Source organism: Levilactobacillus mulengensis (genome assembly GCF_003946045.1).
Classification (GTDB): Bacteria; Bacillota; Bacilli; order Lactobacillales; family Lactobacillaceae; genus Levilactobacillus; species Levilactobacillus mulengensis.
The window spans coordinates 396,152-413,495 of sequence record NZ_RHNW01000001.1; the positions used below are offsets into that span (position 1 = coordinate 396,152).

At 52.8% G+C, this 17,344-nt stretch carries 14 protein-coding genes and 1 pseudogene; all 15 read right to left on the reverse strand.

Annotated elements, in window-relative coordinates:
* Window position 1: 1 nt before the first annotated feature.
* Window positions 2-1,126: a cysteine desulfurase family protein gene (locus tag EKM84_RS01835; RefSeq protein WP_404819500.1), complete on the reverse strand. Its 1,125-nt coding sequence runs from the start codon at window positions 1,124-1,126 to the stop codon at window positions 2-4.
* A 97-nt stretch (window positions 1,127-1,223) separates the two neighbouring features.
* The gene (locus EKM84_RS01840; RefSeq protein WP_125763066.1) at window positions 1,224-1,916 is read right to left on the reverse strand and encodes a 5'-methylthioadenosine/adenosylhomocysteine nucleosidase; all 693 of its coding nucleotides are present in this window, start codon (window positions 1,914-1,916) and stop codon (window positions 1,224-1,226) included.
* A gap of 677 nt (window positions 1,917-2,593) precedes the next feature.
* Window positions 2,594-2,884: a hypothetical protein gene (locus EKM84_RS01845; RefSeq protein WP_125763068.1), complete on the reverse strand. Its 291-nt coding sequence runs from the start codon at window positions 2,882-2,884 to the stop codon at window positions 2,594-2,596.
* Window positions 2,885-2,893: 9 nt separating this feature from the next.
* Window positions 2,894-3,436, reverse strand: coding sequence for an NUDIX hydrolase (locus tag EKM84_RS01850; RefSeq protein WP_125763070.1), 543 nt, complete (start codon window positions 3,434-3,436; stop codon window positions 2,894-2,896).
* A 2-nt stretch (window positions 3,437-3,438) separates the two neighbouring features.
* A complete protein-coding gene (locus EKM84_RS01855; protein WP_125763072.1) occupies window positions 3,439-3,663 on the reverse strand; it encodes a cold-shock protein in 225 nt (74 codons plus the stop codon).
* 168 nt (window positions 3,664-3,831) lie between these two features.
* Complete coding sequence (gene ileS / locus EKM84_RS01860) at window positions 3,832-6,645, reverse strand: isoleucine--tRNA ligase (RefSeq protein WP_125763074.1); 2,814 nt, start codon at window positions 6,643-6,645, stop codon at window positions 3,832-3,834.
* A 1,133-nt stretch (window positions 6,646-7,778) separates the two neighbouring features.
* Complete coding sequence (locus tag EKM84_RS01865) at window positions 7,779-8,486, reverse strand: DivIVA domain-containing protein (RefSeq protein WP_125763076.1); 708 nt, start codon at window positions 8,484-8,486, stop codon at window positions 7,779-7,781.
* Window positions 8,487-8,505: 19 nt separating this feature from the next.
* A complete protein-coding gene (locus EKM84_RS01870) occupies window positions 8,506-9,285 on the reverse strand; it encodes a YlmH family RNA-binding protein (RefSeq protein ID WP_125763078.1) in 780 nt (259 codons plus the stop codon).
* 18 nt (window positions 9,286-9,303) lie between these two features.
* The gene (locus tag EKM84_RS01875; protein ID WP_125763080.1) at window positions 9,304-9,588 is read right to left on the reverse strand and encodes a YggT family protein; all 285 of its coding nucleotides are present in this window, start codon (window positions 9,586-9,588) and stop codon (window positions 9,304-9,306) included.
* A 12-nt stretch (window positions 9,589-9,600) separates the two neighbouring features.
* Window positions 9,601-10,035, reverse strand: a complete 435-nt coding sequence (locus tag EKM84_RS01880) for a cell division protein SepF (protein ID WP_125763082.1) — start codon at window positions 10,033-10,035, stop codon at window positions 9,601-9,603.
* 41 nt (window positions 10,036-10,076) lie between these two features.
* Window positions 10,077-11,351, reverse strand: a complete 1,275-nt coding sequence (gene ftsZ, locus EKM84_RS01885) for a cell division protein FtsZ (protein ID WP_125763084.1) — start codon at window positions 11,349-11,351, stop codon at window positions 10,077-10,079.
* 22 nt (window positions 11,352-11,373) lie between these two features.
* A complete protein-coding gene (gene ftsA / locus EKM84_RS01890; RefSeq protein WP_125763086.1) occupies window positions 11,374-12,708 on the reverse strand; it encodes a cell division protein FtsA in 1,335 nt (444 codons plus the stop codon).
* Window positions 12,709-12,850: 142 nt separating this feature from the next.
* Window positions 12,851-13,708: a cell division protein FtsQ/DivIB gene (locus EKM84_RS01895; RefSeq protein WP_125763088.1), complete on the reverse strand. Its 858-nt coding sequence runs from the start codon at window positions 13,706-13,708 to the stop codon at window positions 12,851-12,853.
* Window positions 13,709-14,349: 641 nt separating this feature from the next.
* Complete coding sequence (gene murG / locus EKM84_RS01900) at window positions 14,350-15,444, reverse strand: undecaprenyldiphospho-muramoylpentapeptide beta-N-acetylglucosaminyltransferase (RefSeq protein ID WP_125763090.1); 1,095 nt, start codon at window positions 15,442-15,444, stop codon at window positions 14,350-14,352.
* Window positions 15,444-16,838: pseudogene (gene murD / locus EKM84_RS01905) on the reverse strand (UDP-N-acetylmuramoyl-L-alanine--D-glutamate ligase); the annotation flags it as partial. The gene murG and the pseudogene murD, both read right to left, overlap by 1 nt.
* Between the last annotated feature and the right edge of the window lie 506 nt (window positions 16,839-17,344).

A 17,344-nucleotide genomic window follows, 5' to 3' on the forward strand; every position in this document is an offset into this window, starting at 1 on the left:
GTTACTTCACCTCGTTCTTTGAAAGTCGCTTCACGATGGCACTGACGTTCTTAATAAACGCGTCAATGTCGTCGCTCGTCGTTTGTGAACCAAAGGATAACCGAATCGACTCCGCAATGCGGGGGCTGTCGGCGCCAAACATGGCGGTCAACACGTGTGACGGTTCGATTGACCCGGCCGTGCAGGCAGATCCCCCAGAAACGGCGATGCCCGCCAAGTCCAGGTTCGTTTGCATCACGTAGGTCGAAATCCCCTTGATCCAGATGTTTAAGACGTGCTCCAGGTTCTCGCCTTCCAGCGAGCCGTTGATGGCAAAGTCCACACCATTCTTGGTCAGACCGTCAACGACTTGTTGCTTGAAGCCGTGGAACCGGGCCCGCTTTTCAGCCTTCACTTCCGGCGTCAACAGCTTAGCGGCCACGGCCATTCCAGCGATGGCGGGCACATTTTCCGTCCCGGCACGCCGCTTCTCTTCCTGGTCGCCACCCTTGATCAAGCTCGGGAAGTTCACGCCTTCACGTTTGTACAGGAAGCCAATCATCTTGGGGCCGTTGATCTTATGCGCGGACGTCGAAAGCATGTCGATGTGGTCACGCTGCACGTCGATGTCGAGTGACCCGTAAGCCTGCACGGCATCGGTGTGGAACCACGCCTGATGATCCTTTAAAATCTCACCAATTTCGTGGATTGGCATCCGGCTGCCGACCTCGTTGTTCCCCATCATGATGGTCACCAGAATCGTGTCATCACGCAGGGCCGCCTTGAAGTCGTCCAGGCTGATGCGTCCGTGTTCGTCGACTGGCAAATAGGTCACGTCAAAGCCTTGTTCCTCCAACGCATGCAGGGGCTTGAGCACGGCTTCGTGTTCAATCGCGGTGGTAATGATGTGTTTGCCCAAGGATTGACGCGTCAACGCGGTCTGGGTAATGGCAGTGTTGTCACTTTCACTCCCCCCACTGGTGAAGATGATTTCTTCATCGTGAGCCGCGTTAATGCTCTTGGCGATCACTTGGCGACTGTTTTCCATGACCGTGTGTGCTTGCCGACCCAAACCATACAGGGTTGAAGCGTTGCCGTACACGTTAGCCATCTTGTCGACCATTTCATTTAAAACCTCTGGCGCCATCGGTGTGGTGGCGGCGTTGTCCAGGTAGATTTCCCGGACGGCATTACTGTTATCAATGTGAATCTCTTGCACCCTAAAAACCTCCTGAAGAGCCGAGTTAGTTCTGTGCAGCTAACAAGGCTAATAACATTTGTGCAGAGCGGTGCCCCGCGTCAATAATAAAGTCGTCAAAGTTAACGCCGGAATCGTTGTCGGCGTTGTCGGACATGGCCCGAACCACCACGTATGGCACGTCAAATTGATGCGCCACTTGACCAACAGCGGCCCCTTCCATTTCGCCAGATAAAGCATCTGGGAAGTGACCCATGATGTCCTTAATGGTTTCAGGACTGTTCAAGAATTGGTCACCGGACACAATCAGGCCTAATTTGGTCTTCAAACCGGTATCCGCAGCGGCCGCCACGATCTTTTCGCCCCATTCTTTGGACGCTTCAAATCGAGCTGGCTGTTGGGGTAATTGACCGTATTCGTAGCCAAAGGCCCGGGCATCGGCATCATGGTAAGCCGTTTCAGTGGAAACGACCACGTCACCGATGTTCAGGTCAGGGGCCAAGGCGCCGGCTGACCCCGAGTTGATGACGATATCAACGTCAAATTGGGTGATCAGCAGGGCCGTGGTCAAGCCGGCCTCAACTTTACCAATCCCGGAACGAACCAGGACAACGGATTGCCCGTGAATCGTGCCTTGATAAAATTCCAAACCGTGAATGCTCGTGGTTTGAGCGTCTTCCAGGGCTTCGTGCAGTTCTTTAATTTCTTCTTCCATGGCGCAGAGAATGCCAAATGTCATATCGTGTGTCCACTCCTATTCGTGGTTTATCATTTAACGAGTCGGGTCCAGCGCCTACCGGGCAGTGAAAATGGGCCGGAACGCTGGTGGAAGGACGCCTGAAGCCAAGGTGCGGTCTTCAGACTCGCTTTGAACCGCTAAAAACGCGTTTCAAAGTCGCCATTTTCTGAACAAAACACTCAGAAAATCCCCCGGCTGAGCCCATTTGCACTACCCTCACGGCTCACCCAACAGTTAATGATAAACCCGTTGTTTTTTATTTAGTTTCTAATATTCATGACGCAACTACTAGCTGGCGCCTCACGGCTCACACCGGTTTAACCCGACACCAGTGATTGCGAGTCACTGCTATCCATTAATTTTTAAAAGGTGAAATGATGTATACCTTATAGATACAAAGTCTCATCCCAGTTAACTTAGCTTCACTCACACTCAACCAAATCAAGCCACCAAAGTCCGGTGGCTTTAACCTGTCTTAGCCGTAAAGCTGGTAAGCCCAGAACCCTGTGTCGGTGCTGTTTGGTCGGGCGATTTTCCCGGCCTTACAGCACGGGACGACTTTGAAACTCGTGATTTCCGAGGTTCAAAGCGCCTCTGAAGACCGCTTCTCAGGCTTCAGAGGTCGCCCCACAGGGTGGCGGACTTGCCAGCTGTCGGCGACAAAGCAAGGGTAAAGCTTAGTCGAGGAAGAAGAGGATGAGGTAAACCGCAATAATCAAAAGCACCAGCCAGAAGATTGCCCAATTGAGCCGTCGCCCTAGCCGTTGCTGTTTGCTGTCCACGGGATTGACCCGCTGTTCAGTGGGTTCGTCGTCACTGGGCTTTTCACCACCGTGTGTGCGGGCATATTCTTTTTCAACTTGCACCCGTTTGCGGTCGCGTTCCTGAAATTCCTGCTCGGCACGCTCCTGCTCCCGTCGGTAATCGGCGCGGGTCTTGGGACTATCTTGTTCATCGTCTGAACGCATTGCTGTCACCTACTTCTGTAATAACCAGTAATAGATGGCCGTAATTGTCTTCGCGTCGCTGATTTCGCCGCTGTCAATCATGGCCTGAGCTTCTTCCTTGGTCACCGTCAACAGCTCCAAGTTTTCCCCTTGGTCCCGGGGCAATTCGGTCGTGACGGGTTTCAAATCAGTCGCCAAAAAGAGCGTCATGTATTCATCAGAAAAACCGACGCTAGAATAAAATCCGGTAATCCGTTTTAACTGGCCCGGTTGGTAACGAATTTCTTCGTTGAGCTCACGCATCACCGCGTGTTCCACGTTGTCGGCATCCCGGCTGTCTAATTTACCAGCTGGAATTTCCAACGTGGCCGCTGCGATGGGCGCGCGCCATTGCCGTTCCAAAATCATTTTATGATCGTCCGTCAACGCTAAAATGCCCACGGCACCCGCGTGACGCACAATTTCTCTCGAAGCCGTATCCCCATTCGGTAGGCGGACCCGCTGACGTTCCAGCTTCACAATCACACCGTCGTAGAGTTTCTCGGTCGATTCAACGTGCTCTTCTAAGTCCATGCCTAAGCCTCCTCAGTAGTACCCGTCACAACGGGCGTTACTTTTGCCGCTTGGAGGCCACGCATGCCTTGAACAATCACAAATTGCACGGTCTGACCAGCTTCTAACTTTTTGAACCCTTCCCCGACGATGGCCGTGTAGTACACGAAGATGTCGCCGTCTGCGGGCGTGGTGATGAAGCCAAAACCGCGTTGTTCATTGTAACTCTTTACTTTTCCAGTTAACATCGTGTTCCCTCCCATACATAGTGCAAATTATACTCGCTTGAACGGTCGACCGCAAACAATGGTTCTTAGGCGGTACGGTCCGGCGCCAGCTTGACCAAATTTTACCCAAAAAAAGTCCCACCACCGACGTTCTGTCAGCGATGGGACTCTTCAGATTAGCGATTAAGCTTATTTTTCTTCAAAACCTTCAGTTGCCGTTTCAGGGTAGTTGGCCCGAACGATAGCGGCACAGCGGGCACAGAAGTGTGGGTAGTCAGAATCGCTACCAACGTCTTCCTTGGTCAACCGACAACGGTCACAGACCTCACCGGCAGCGGCGGAGACCTTCACGGCCATGTCACCAAAGTTCAGGGCGTCAGCTGGGGCTTGGTCCAACTTCGCAACGTCTAAACCGGAAACCAAGAGGATTTGTTGCACGTTTACGTTCAGATTGTCCAAGAGGCTCTGGGTCGCATCGTCCACGTACAAGTCCAGGTGGGCTTCAGCGGCTTTCCCGATTAACTTGGCGTCACGCGCTTCTTCCAAAGCCTTCAGAACGTGGCTCCGCAGGTCCATGAAGTGGTCCCAAGCGGATTTGTGTTCGTCGTCTTTGACTTCCACGGCGTCATCCATGTCCATCACAGCGGGCATTTCAGCCAATTGCACGAAGTCTTCTGGTTCTTTCAGGAAGCCCCAGATTTCTTCGGCCGTGTGTGGCAGGATTGGCGTGATCAACTTGGTCAAGGTCACGGCAATTTGGTAGAAGACGGTCTGCATGGACCGACGCGCAGCACTGTCTTCTGCCTCGATGTACAGCACATCCTTGGCAAAGTCGAGGTAGAACGCGGACAGGTCACTGACGACAAAGTTGATGAGTTCCTTGTAGATGTTCAGGAAGTCAAAGTTGTCGTAGTGGGCCTTGACGCTCTTGGTGAATTCATTCAGTTGATACAGCATGTGTCGGTCAACGGCAGTCAGCTGATCAAAGGCAACCGCATCCTTTTCGGGATCAAAGTCACTGGTGTTGGCCAACAGGTAACGCATCGTGTTCCGCAGTTTCTTGTAACTGTCGGAAATCTTCACGAAGGATTCCGTTGAGACCCGCACGTCGGCTGAGGTATCCACGGAGGTTACCCAGAGACGCACGATGTCGGCACCCATCTTCTGGATGATTTCACTAGGCGCAATCGTGTTCCCGATGGACTTGGACATCTTGTGCCCGTCCTTGTCCAACGTGAACCCTTGTGACACGACCTGCTTGTATGGGGCCTTGCCAGTAGCGGCAACACTAGTGATCAAACTAGAGTTGAACCAGCCACGGTATTGGTCGGAACCTTCCAGGTAAAGGTCAGCTGGGAAGTCCAGGTAGTCGCGTTCGGCCAGCACACCCTGGTGAGACGAACCGGAGTCAAACCAAACATCCATGATGTCGGTTTCCTTCGTGAATTCGCCATTTGGTGAGTGTTCGCTGGTAAAGCCTTCGGGCAAGAGATCCTTGGCTTCACGCTTGAACCAGATGTTGGAACCGTACTTGCCAAATAAATCAGCCACGTGGTCGACCGTTTCTGGCGTGATGATAGCTTCACCGTCTTCACCATAGAAGATTGGCAGTGGCACACCCCAGACCCGTTGACGGGAGATAACCCAATCGCCACGGTCCTTGATCATGTTTTCCAAACGACGCTTGCCCCAATCTGGTTGGAACTTAACGTCTTGTAAGGAAGCCAAGATTTCATCACGGATCTTGTCCACGGACGCGAACCATTGTGGCGTTGCCCGGAAGATAACGGGCTTCTTGGTCCGCCAGTCAAATGGGTAACTGTGTTCGTATGGCATGTACTTCAGTAAGGCGTTGCTGGCCTTCAACTTGTCCAAGGCGATCTGGTTGGCATCTTCGTAGAACACGCCATCAAAGTCTTCGCCGGCTTCGGCGGTCATGTACCCTTGGTCGTTAACGGGCACCAAGACAGGCAGGTTGTAGAGCTTACCAACGTTAAAGTCGTCTTCCCCTAAACCTGGTGCGGTATGAACCAGACCAGTCCCGGAGTCAGTCGTCACGAAGTCGCCTAACATCACGACCAGCTTACGGTCAGCGATGAATGGGTGTTGGGCAATGATGTTGTCCATGTCTTGCCCCATGACGGTCTTCAAGACTTTGACGTCTTCCCAACCGAAACGTTCGGCATTTTCAGCCACTAAGTCGCTAGCCAAAACGAATTTCCGGTCTTCCCCAGCGGGTTGGACAACGGCGTATTCGATACCAGCATCGATGGTGATCCCTTCAGAACCAGGAATCGTCCAAGGCGTCGTGGTCCAAACGACCAGGTAAGTGTCATCGTCTAAGACACCCTTGCCGTCAACGACCTTTTCGCCGTAGAAAGCGGATGGTGACGTTACATCGTGGTATTCCACTTCGGCTTCAGCCATCGCAGATTCAGATGACCATGACCAGTAAACGGGCTTCTTACCCTTGTAGATTAACCCACGCTTGGCAAATTCACCAAAGACGCGGACTTCAGCGGCCTCAAATTCAGGCTTCAAAGTCAGGTAAGGATTGTCCCATTCGGCAGAAACACCCAGCCGTTTGAAACCATCGCGTTGTAAGTCGACTTGCTTCAAAGCGTAGTCGCGACAGAGGTCACGGAACTCAGCGGTCGACATCTTCTTGCGGTCGTAACCGGCCTTCGTCAATTGTTGTTCAATTGGCAGACCATGCGTATCCCAGCCGGGAACGTAAGGGGCACGGAACCCATTCATGGACTTGTAACGAACAATGATATCCTTGGAAATCTTGTTCATCGCATGACCCATGTGGATGGGGCCGTTCGCGTATGGCGGCCCATCATGTAAAATAAATGATGGCTTCCCTTCGTTTAACTTTTGACGGGCTTCGTAAATCTTGTTGTCTGCCCAGGCTTTTTGCCGGTCAACTTCTTTGACTGGTAAATTACCGCGCATCTTAAACTTGGTCTTACCCAAGTTCAGCGTGTCTTTCACTCGCATACCGTATTTCCTCCTTAAAATTTGTTCCTCGGTTGGTGAACCGGTGAGCTCAAGCCGTTTCCCGACCTCAGCTCACCGGTCAACCCGACCGTTAATTCTCATTGCGTTAAAACCTTCGACTGGTCTTTGCCCTCCGCCTACCGGGGCGTGAAAATGGACCGGAACGCTGGTGGTAGGACGCTCGAAGCCAAAGAGCGGTCTTCAAGCTCGCTTTGAACCTCTGAGGACCGAGTTTCAAAGTCGCCATTTCCTGAGGAAACCTCAGGAAATCCACCGGCTGAGTCCATTTTCACACCCCTCCCGGCTAAGACGAGCTGTTACTGTAAACCCCGTGTTACCGGTCAAGTTGACCGGCGAGGCTGGCATTCACTACAGGCAAAAGTGATCGGCCACTAAAACAAACTAACACTGGCACCACTAGCCTCAGCGACCAGAGGTGACTCAAGATGTCCTGCTGTGTCGATGGTGTTAACGACTGTTTTTTAGTCGTTTACAGCATGGGACGACTTTGGAGACACGTGCCTTTCGTGGCTTCAAAGCGAGCCGGAAGACCGCCCCTCAGGCTGCAGGCGGTCCCCACAGCAGGGCATCTTGAAAGTCACCGCCGGGAGCGACAATCAACACCCATACAAAACCAAGTGTTTGTTTGCCTTTCGGTTGGCCGTTGTGAGCGACCAGAGGTGACTCAAGATGTCCTGCTGTGTCGATGGTGTTAACGACTGTTCTTTAGTCGTTTACAGCATGGGACGACTTTGGAGACGCGTGCCTTTCGTGGCTTCAAAGCGAGCCGGAAGACCGCCCCTCAGGCTGCAGGCGTTCCCCATAGCAGGGCATCTTGAAAGTCACCGCCGGGAGCGCAGTCCCAACGACCAACAGAAAAGAGCAAACAAAAAACGACTTGCCGCTAGGGACGAAGTCGTTTTCGTGGTACCACCCAAATTTAGCAGGCCGCGCAGCCGAAACGGCAAACGCAACCCACCCTCAAACGACGTAACGTGCCGTACCCGCCACCGCTTACTAAGAGTTCAGCCGTGGAGCTTTGGGAATGATACCGGACAAAAAGAGCGGGCGTTAGCCTTCCACCATCGCTAACTCGCTAGTACCTTCTTTTTGAACAGTTCTTTTCTCAGTGCCTAATTATTATCTTTGTCAAACTGTGGTTGGTCGTTGTCTGGGAAAATCACAACGGTTTCGCCATTGTCGTCCCCACTATCGGTCACAGGGGCTTCCGTTACCGGCGTCTCTTCAACCGGTTGGGATGCTTCTGAGTGTACGCCCTGAGGCCCGTCGTTGTCAAGCCGGTCACCAACGACCTTCTTGATTTCTTCGTAGCTGGACATGGACCCTTCCTTTAACAGGCTGTCCCAGTCGTTAGACTTAACCACTTCCAACTGACTTTCCAGCATGACTTGGAGCCGTTGCCGGAAGACCCGCGTGCTCTTCTTCAAGTCGTCGGTTTCAACGGCCAGCTTCTTGGCACGCTTGGAAGCTTCGTTCATGATCTGGTTACCCTTGTTCGTGGCTTCAGAAACGATGTCAGAGCTTTGCTTCTGGGCTTCGCGAATGATAATCTCAGATTCCTTTTGGGAGTTGGCCTTGACCTTATCGGCGGCCTCTTGCGCAACCAAGATGGATTGGTTCAGGGAATCCTTCAAGTCGTTAAAGTACTTGAGCTTCTCGTTCGCTGCATCCAGTTGTTCCTCTAATTCTTTGTTGTGGTTCAACGTGATTTGGTAATCCTTGATGACTTGATCCAAGAAATCATTGACCTCGTCAACGTTGTAACCGCGCATCTTTGTGCCAAACTCTTTATTGTGAATATCTAATGGACTTAATACCATTGCACTGTTCCCTCCGCATCTATTTCTGCAGCACCGCTAGGGTGACCCGAATCTTTTCCTTCTTCGTTCGACCAACGACTTCATCCAGCCGAATCCGGCCAAAGCCACGCACGGACACGATGTCCGCCACGTCTAGTTCGAAATCTGGTTTCAGGGTCTCGGCCCAGTTCAACCGGACCTTGCCCCCTTCGATCAGTTCCTTGGCGCGGTGCCGGGACAAATGAAAGCCCGTCCCCACGATGTTATCTAACCGCAGTGACGACAGTGTCGCCCCCTCGGTCTCCCACTCATTCATGGGAACCAGTAAGTTGTTCCAAGACTCTGTCTGCAACCGTGCCTTGACCCGGCCGATGTGATCGACCTGGCCCGACAGGTAATCCGCCATGCTGCTTTCCGTGATTACCTGCCAGTTCAGGCCATCGGTGAGAATATCCCCGAGGATTTCACGCTCAATGCCTGAACCCAGCAACGTGCCTAGAATCTGACTGTGATGAAGCGTGGCAAATTTCACGGGATAGTCGACACGCAGGACCGTCAGCTCAAAGTCCTTCGGTTCTGGTTCGTAGTAATCCGGATAAAACAGTGCCCGCCGCATTTCAGCGTGTTCGTGGCCCCCATTGAACCGGACGTGCATGTCTGCTCGCCGGGCCAACGTGGACGCGATGTACACTTGCCGGGGGTTCAAGAAGTGCGTGAGAACGGGGCGATATTCGTCTTGGACTTGTTGAATCCAGCCGCCAATTGCGTCAATCAGCGGGGCTTCGTCCGGCCGAAAATGCTGTAGCACATTCTCATCCAACTTCTTCGCCTCCTATTTTCATGTAAATAATAATCTAAGAATCATCGACTCTAATCCTGACAGTCCGTATTGGACCAACGTGAGGACGATGATGGCCACTACTGGCCCAAACCCGAGTGGTCCGACCGACACAAAATCAAAGTAGTGAAGGAACGGTTCCACGAGTCGGCCAATGATTTGACCAAATTTTGACTGATAGCCACCAGGGAGCCAACTGAGCAAGGCATACACCACAATCAACAGGATGTACGCGCTAACGGCCCAGTTCAAGACTTTAAATAGCAAAAGGACAAATTGTATCACGGCGTTGCTCCTTTATTGTGCGACTTGAGTCCCGAGGTTGGCGGCAACATCGCCGCTGACCTCGAAGTTGTGGGGGGTGCACAGAAAAATCTGTTCACCGATCCGTTTGATTTCGCCACCCACGGCAAACGCGGTTCCATTTAGGAAATCCACGATGCGTTGGGCTTGGGATTCATCCACCCGGGCAAAATTAACGATGACCGCATCCCCACTAGTAATCTGTTTCGCAATCGACTTCGCATCGGAATAGATTCGCGGTTCGCAGATCGCGATATGACTAGTATTTGCAGATCGCATGGCAACCACCTTTCGACTGTCGGCCGGTCGACTGGGGGTTGGCGTTGGCTTCGACTGGGCTACCGGAGCCGTTGTTGGGTCGTCCTCGTAGTCTTCGTCATATTCATCGTTCATGCCAAAAAATTTGCTGAGACTAAACTTCTCCGCCATGGTGCGCCACTCCTCTCAACACGAATTCTATCTGATTGACGTTACTTCCGCCGCCGCTTGAAGAAAGGTGGCGTGTCTTCGCCCTTGTTGTCATCTGCTACCGAGGCGTCATTTTCACTCGGGTTAAAGATGTTGAAATCGGGCTTGTCAACGCCAGCAAATTCACTGTTGGAACTGCTAGTGTTGTTGCTGCTCTTAGGTTCTGGCCGGTGCGCTGGTTCGCGGATATCCCAGTTGCCAAATGGATCCTTTTCAGTCTCCTGGCTGGGAGCATCGTTGCGGGAATCAGTGTTCCGTGGTTGTTGAGTTTCAGCACGACGGGCAACGCGGCTGTGTTGGGCAGCTTCGCGTTCTTCCTTCTTCTTGTCGATCCCCGTTGCGATAACCGTGACCCGAACCTCATCGCCGAGGTCTTCGTCAATAGAAGTCCCGAAGATAATGTTAACGTCGCTAGTAGCGGCATCGGACACGATTTGTGAAGCAGCTTGGGCTTCAAACAAGGACAGGTCTGGGCCACCGGTGATGTTCAACAGAACTTGTTCGGCCCCATCGATAGAAACTTCCAGCAGTGGTGAGGAGATTGCCTTCTTGGTAGCGTCTTCCGTGCGGTTTTCACCGTTAGCGGACCCGATACCCATTAAGGCTGCCCCTTGGTCCTTCATGACCGTCTTCACGTCGGCAAAGTCCAAGTTGACATAGCCAGGGCTCGTGATCAAGTCAGAGATGCCTTGAACCCCTTGACGTAAGACATTGTCGGCTTCTTGGAAGGCTTCCATCATTGGCGTCTTCTTGTCAACGATTTCTAACAAGCGGTTGTTGGCAATGACGATCAACGTGTCCACGTTCTCCTTCATTGCGGCAACCCCTTCAGCGGCGAAACGACCCCGCCGTGGGCCTTCAAAACTGAATGGCCGGGTAACAACCCCAACCGTCAGTGCACCGCCCTCTTTGGCGATTTTAGCCACGATAGGCGCAGCACCGTTACCAGTACCACCGCCCATTCCGGCAGTGACGAAGACCATGTCGGCCCCTTGTAAGGCTTCGGTGATCTGTTCTTCGCTTTCTTCGGCAGCTTTGGCCCCAACTTCTGGGTTAGCTCCGGCACCAAGACCCTTGGTGAGTTTCGGCCCGAGTTGAATTTTCGTTTCGGCCTTTGAGGCTTCGAGGGCCTGCACATCCGTGTTGGCCACGATAAATTCGACACCCTTAACGTCTTCGGCAATCATCCGGTTAACGGCGTTGTTACCACCACCGCCGACACCAATCACCTTAATGATGGCCCCATTATTTTGTGCTGAATCTAGTGAGTATTCCATTTGTGTATTCCTCCATCTCGCGTTAGTCGAAGAAGTCGCTGAAGAACTTTCGAATGCCTTCAGAGCGATTTTTCTTCTTTTTCGGTTTCGCTTGCTTACCCTGAGTTGATTGTGGCGCAGCAGACTGCTGTTGTTGGTTCTCAGCATCCTGTTCACGTTGACGAATCTCGTCGGTTTCATCGGCTAGTTGGGTGGAGCCCGTCAAAGCACTCTTGATGAGCAGATCAATCTCACTCAGCCCCCCAAAGTATTTCACAAGAGCCAGCGCCAACGTAAAGGAAGGATGACGCAGTCCCATTTGATCTGGCACGTAAACCCGAACGTTAGTGTTAAATTCGTCCGTGGCCAAATCCGTAATGCCTGGCAAGGCCGCAACCCCACCGGTTAACACGATACCACCGGGTAATTCAAGGGCTTGCACCTTATCCAAATTACCGCGGAGGCGCTTGAAGATCTGGTCCAACCGGGCCTCAATGATCTCCGCTAAGTATTTTTCTGAAATTGGCGTGGGTTGGCTTTGGCCGACCACGTCAACGGGAAATTCGTCTTCGTCGCTGGCCTGCGTCGAATCAGCGTAACCATAGTCGCGCTTCAACTTCTCCGCACTATCCAGGGAGGTGTTCAGGACCACGGAAATATCCTTGGTGATGAATTGGCCACCCTCTTGGTCCACGTCGATGTACTTCAATTGGTGATCATGAATGACCGCAGCAGTGGCTTGGCCACCCCCCAAATCGATCAAGATGGTCCCAAAGTCTTGTTCACCGTCGTTCATGACCATCATGCCTTGGGCCATCGGATTGATGACCGTTCCCCGCAGGTTCAAGCCGGCTTGTTCAACGGCCTTACGGGTATTATGCATAATGGTCTTAGGGCCGGTAAAGATGGTCCCATGAAGTTCGAGGCGGACCCCGACCATCCCACGGGGATCCTTGATGCCATCAAACCCGTCAACCACGAATTCATCGGCTAAAATGTCGACGACTTCTCGTTCTGGCGGTAGGCTCTGGATCAGCGCAGCGGCGGAGACACTCCGGACGTCACGACCCGTGATTTCACGTGACTGGTCGTCAATGGCGATCATGCCACTACATGGTTCAATTTTTAATAAGTTTGCGGGAATCCCCACAATCACATCATGAATCTCGATGCTGGCCTTCTCTTCGGCTTGTCGAACGGCGCGCTGAATGGCTTCAGCTGCTTTGTCAATATCCACGATGACACCGCGGCTGACCCCATTCGAACGTTCATTTCCCACACCAATAACGTTCATTTGCCCTTTAACATTCTCAGCAACAATGACTTTTATTGAGGTGGTTCCTATATCGAGACCAACGTACATCCCTGAATTATCCATAGAAAAAGGAACCTCCTAAGTTAATTATCGATCAACACTGCATGAATTCGCTTTTTCTCCTAATTATTTTTCAGTTTACCACATTTACTAGGGGTTGAAAAAGCCTTATTGACGCTTTTTATACAATGCAATCAAAATGAAATTATTTTTTGAACGGGTACGAGTACGCCCCGACTTCCAAATTGACCACACCCTTTTGTTTCAGCTTGGCCGCAATGCCTGGATAATAGGCCATTTTCTTGGCGAAACTAGGGATGCTAGCATACACCTCGTTGCCGTCGTTCATGAATAAATGAACCCGGTCGGGGTTATCCTTGGTCGGTGATGCTTGAATCTCACTGATGCTGCGTTTGATTTCACTATCGAGCTTGGCGTACTGCAAGATCATTTGGTGAAGTGATTTGGCTTTTTTGAAATGGCCGTAGACCGGCGTGCCACTCTTGGGTTGATCAACCGATTGTTGACTCACAATACCATTTTCCAAGACCTCATAGTAACGATTTTGCTTCATGACGTAGCCCGCCGTAGCAAACTCAGTGACGTGAACCGTGACCCGGTTGGGCTGACGGAAGGTAATGTCAACGGCCTTAAGTCGTGAATTACGCGCCACTGCTTTTTGTTGCAGGCGGTGTTCGTGCCCGACAACCTGAAAGATTGAATCGCCCGGACGTACCCGGGTCGCTTGCTGAACCTGTTTGGCCGAGAGCGCTGACGCCCCGGTGACCCGCACCGTTTGAAAGTGGCTCAGGGGCGACAGCAGGTACACCATCGCCAGGATCACCACGGTAAAGCTCGTCAGTAGGATGCTCAGCCGCCGAATCAGTTTTCGGTTACGTTGATGCTTGAGTCGGGGCAACTTGTCCCCGATGCGCTTGGCCTTGTGCACCCACTTGGGGGTCTTGGCTTGCTTGCGCTTGGCCGCCGCCTGGGCTTGGTACTCTTCCCATGGCGTCATGGCCCGCTGTTGTTTTGACTCGTTGCGGTTCAGCCGAAACTTCACGACCGTCCACCTCCCATCCACTCACTAAAATTACTTATAATCTTGTTTTTGTCATCGCCTCCGGGATGGTGAAAACTGAGCCGTGACGCTGTGGGCGAACGCCTGGAGCCAAGGAGCGGTCTCCAGGCTTACTTTGAACCGCTAAGGAACGCGTTTCAAAGATATCAGTTGCCTAAGCGGTAAACCGCTAAGGCAACTCCCACGGCTGAGCTCATTTTCACCATCCCTGCGGCTAACACAAGTTTAACCCGCAGTTGCGTTCGTCCATGTCGCACTGGACTAACCTGTTGTGTCGTTAGTCGTTCTTCTTCTTTTTCAGTCATCCGACTGACGATTGTCGAACACTGGTGCAGACATCCTGGAGAATTGTTTCAGGCTAACACGCTGTTACCAGAAAAATTATCGTCCGTCTTAGTGACCAGAGGTGACCAGAGGTGGCCAAGTTGGCCCGCTGTGTCGACGTTCTAAGCTGAGCACTTTTCTCAGCTTAGAACACGGGACGACCTTGAAGACTGCTGTTTTTCAGGCTTCAAGTCGAGGCGGCACACCGCCCTTTGGCTGGCGCCGTTCCCCATAGCGGGCCTGTTTGATCCCACCGGCGGGAACGATACCCAACCGACTATTTCCTAAGTCCGCGTTGTTTAGCCCTGCTTCAGGGTTTCCACAACGTCTAAGACCCGGTCGGCGGCGTCTGGGACGCCTAATTGCTTGGACGCCGCGGCCATGTCTTGGCGTAGGCCATCGTCGGTCATTAACTGGTCGGCCTTTTTGATTAAGGTCTCGCCGGTTAGATTCTCTTCGGTGATGATTTCCGCCGCCCCCACGGACGCCAGGGATTGCGCGTTCTTGGTTTGGTGGTTTGCCGTGACGTAGGGACTGGGAATCAGGATTGACGGAATGCCGTCAGCCGTGATTTCTGCCAGGCTGGTTGCGCCGGCCCGGCCGACGATTGCGGCGACCTTGGGCAGGACCTCTGGCATGTTACTGATGTACGGCTTGACGACCACGTTAGCGGCCACGTCAACGTTTTTTAGCTGTTCCATGACGCCGTCGTAACGCTTTTGCCCGGTCACGAAGACCACCTGGTACTTGCGCTGGTTAAACGTTGGAATCGCAGCGACCGTGGCGGCGTTGATCTTGAGCGCCCCTTGGGAGCCCCCGAAAATCAGCAGCGTGGGCACGTCGTCTTGCAACTTGTACTCGGACCAGCTGAAGTGGCTGACCACCTCCGCAGCTTCCTGGGCCCGGGGATTCCCGGTCTTCACCATTTTGCTAGCGGGTAACTGGTCGAGGGCCGCGTCAAACACGTAGGCGATGCGGTCCACGTAGCGGCTCAAGAATCGGTTGGTGATCCCAACGACACTGTTTTGTTCGTGGATCATCGTGGGGACGTGCAACCGTGCGGCGGCGTAAACCACGGCACCGGAGACGTAGCCCCCCGTGCCGACCACCACGTCCGGCTTGAATTGCCGAATCATCTTCTTAGCGGCGTGCACACTTTTTAAGAATAAGTAGATCGTTTTGAAATTTTCTAGGGACAGGGAACGCTTGAAGCCTTGGATGCGCGTTGCCTGAAACGGAATGCCTTTGGCTGGCACAATCGTGCTTTCCAGGCCCCGTTCAGAGCCCACGTACATGACCTCTGAATCTGGTTCGCGTTTCTTTAACGCCTTGATAAGCGCCAGCGCCGGGTAAATGTGGCCCCCGGTACCGCCACCCGATACCATTAATCGCATTATTTTTCCTCCTGTTTGCCAGTTAACTGCTCAACGGCCTTGATAAACCGGTCACCTCTGACCTCGAAGTTCGGGTATTGATCCCAACTGGCATTGGCGGGCGACAAGAGGATGATGTCGCCGGGTTCACTTAAATCGTACGCCACGGGAACCGCGGTTTCAACGTTTTCGGTCATTTTAATGGCAGAAATTCCCGCTTGCTTAGCCGTTTCAGCTAACAAATCAGCCGTCTGGCCAAACAAGACGATGGCTTTGACGTGGGCCTTGAAGGCTGGCAGCATCTTTTCAAAGGTGTAGCCCCGGTCCAGACCCCCTGCCAGTAAGACAACGGGGGCGGTGAAGCCCTTTAAGGCCATCTCAGTGGCTTCCATGTCGGTCGCCTTGGAGTCGTTGTAGTATTGCCGACCCTCGGCCTCTAACACGTACTGAGTCCGGTGACGCACGCCACCAAAGGTCCGCAGTACGGCCACGATGGCACTGGTGCTGACACCCTTGATTTTGGCCACGGCGATGGCAGCCAGCGCGTTTTCTACGTTGTGGTCGCCAGGAACCTTGATTTCGCTGGCAGGCATGATGGCTTCTTCCTTAAAGTACAGCACGCCATCCTTTTCGTAGGCCCCATCCTCGGACTGGTTGGTCCGGGAGAATGGGACGACTTGCGCCTTGGTGTTGCGGCTCAGGTCACGCCACTCTGCGTTGTCAAAGTTCACGACGAAGTAATCCTTGTCCGTTTGGTTCGCGGTGATTTTCATCTTGGCAGCCACATAGTTGGCCCGCGTCTTGTGGTAGTCCAAATGGTTGGAGAAGATGTTGGTCAGCACGGCGATGTGGGGATGAAATTCAGTCGTTTCGGCTAACATGAAACTGGAGACTTCCAGCACCAAGGTGTCGTCCGGCGTGACTTCCTGGACGACCTTGCTGGCAGGAATCCCAATGTTCCCGGCGTAAACGGCCTTGCCCGTTTGCCGGTCGCGGTCCAACATCTTTTGGATCATCGTGGTCGTCGTGGTCTTCCCGTTGCTCCCGGTCACGGCCACCAACTCGGCGTCAGCAACCTCGCCAACCAATTCCATTTCACCAATCACAGGAATCTTTTCAGCCAACGCCCGTTGCACAACGGGAACGTCGTAGAAGATTCCGGGGTTCTTGACAATGTAATCGTAACCCGGATCCAACAGGTCAGCGGTTTGTTCACCGGTAATCACGGTAAACCCATCCGCTTGGAGATCCTGGGCATCCTGATTCTCAGCCAACGGTTTGACATCACTGACGGTGACCTGCGCACCCAGCCGCTTCAATAGGCGCGCTGCATTGACCCCACTCTTGGCTAGTCCCAGGACCAACACTTTTTTATTTTGATACGTCGTGATTTGTTTCATAATAACCGTTCGCTCTCCATTCTTATGCTTATGTTTTTAATTTTGTTTAATTGTGTTAAACCAGATTCGTTTCGGACCGGATTTGTTTCGGACCGGATTGCGGTGAATTTGCCGCCTGCGGCTGCCAGGACTACGCCTGCTGTGGGGCCGGTTCCCGCCTGAGAAGCGGGCTCCCACCTCAACTTTAAGCCGTGAAAGTGCCACGTCTCAAAGGTTGTCCCAGGCTGTAAGCCGGCAAGAAACGCCGACTAACACCCTCGACACAGCCGTCTCCGTCCTGTCCTCCTCCGGCTCTTGATTGCGCGTTGACCAAACTAGTCGTTTAGCCCAATCAATGCCAGTAACTCTCTAATGAACGCCAGACTGGTTACCCGCTATAAATGGATTAACCAGCAAATGATACGGCGCAGCGAACCAATCCTGTTGGCAAAACCATCCTGTCTAGGTTCTACGGGCTAAACCAGTCTAACCAGCCACCCACCACACCAAACAAGCAGCCAGCCCATTTTTAGATTCTCTGG

Coding starts and splice junctions, on each gene's coding strand:
- EKM84_RS01840 (WP_125763066.1), bottom strand. CDS start 1,916: ATGACATTTGGCATTCTCTGCGCCATGGAAGAAGAAATTAAAGAACTG.
- ftsZ (WP_125763084.1), bottom strand. CDS start 11,351: ATGGAATACTCACTAGATTCAGCACAAAATAATGGGGCCATCATTAAG.
- murG (WP_125763090.1), bottom strand. CDS start 15,444: ATGCGATTAATGGTATCGGGTGGCGGTACCGGGGGCCACATTTACCCG.
- EKM84_RS01855 (WP_125763072.1), bottom strand. CDS start 3,663: ATGTTAACTGGAAAAGTAAAGAGTTACAATGAACAACGCGGTTTTGGC.
- EKM84_RS01835 (WP_404819500.1), bottom strand. CDS start 1,126: ATGGCGCCAGAGGTTTTAAATGAAATGGTCGACAAGATGGCTAACGTG.
- ileS (WP_125763074.1), bottom strand. CDS start 6,645: ATGCGAGTGAAAGACACGCTGAACTTGGGTAAGACCAAGTTTAAGATG.
- EKM84_RS01845 (WP_125763068.1), bottom strand. CDS start 2,884: ATGCGTTCAGACGATGAACAAGATAGTCCCAAGACCCGCGCCGATTAC.
- ftsA (WP_125763086.1), bottom strand. CDS start 12,708: ATGGATAATTCAGGGATGTACGTTGGTCTCGATATAGGAACCACCTCA.
- EKM84_RS01880 (WP_125763082.1), bottom strand. CDS start 10,035: ATGGCGGAGAAGTTTAGTCTCAGCAAATTTTTTGGCATGAACGATGAA.
- EKM84_RS01865 (WP_125763076.1), bottom strand. CDS start 8,486: ATGGTATTAAGTCCATTAGATATTCACAATAAAGAGTTTGGCACAAAG.
- EKM84_RS01850 (WP_125763070.1), bottom strand. CDS start 3,436: ATGGACTTAGAAGAGCACGTTGAATCGACCGAGAAACTCTACGACGGT.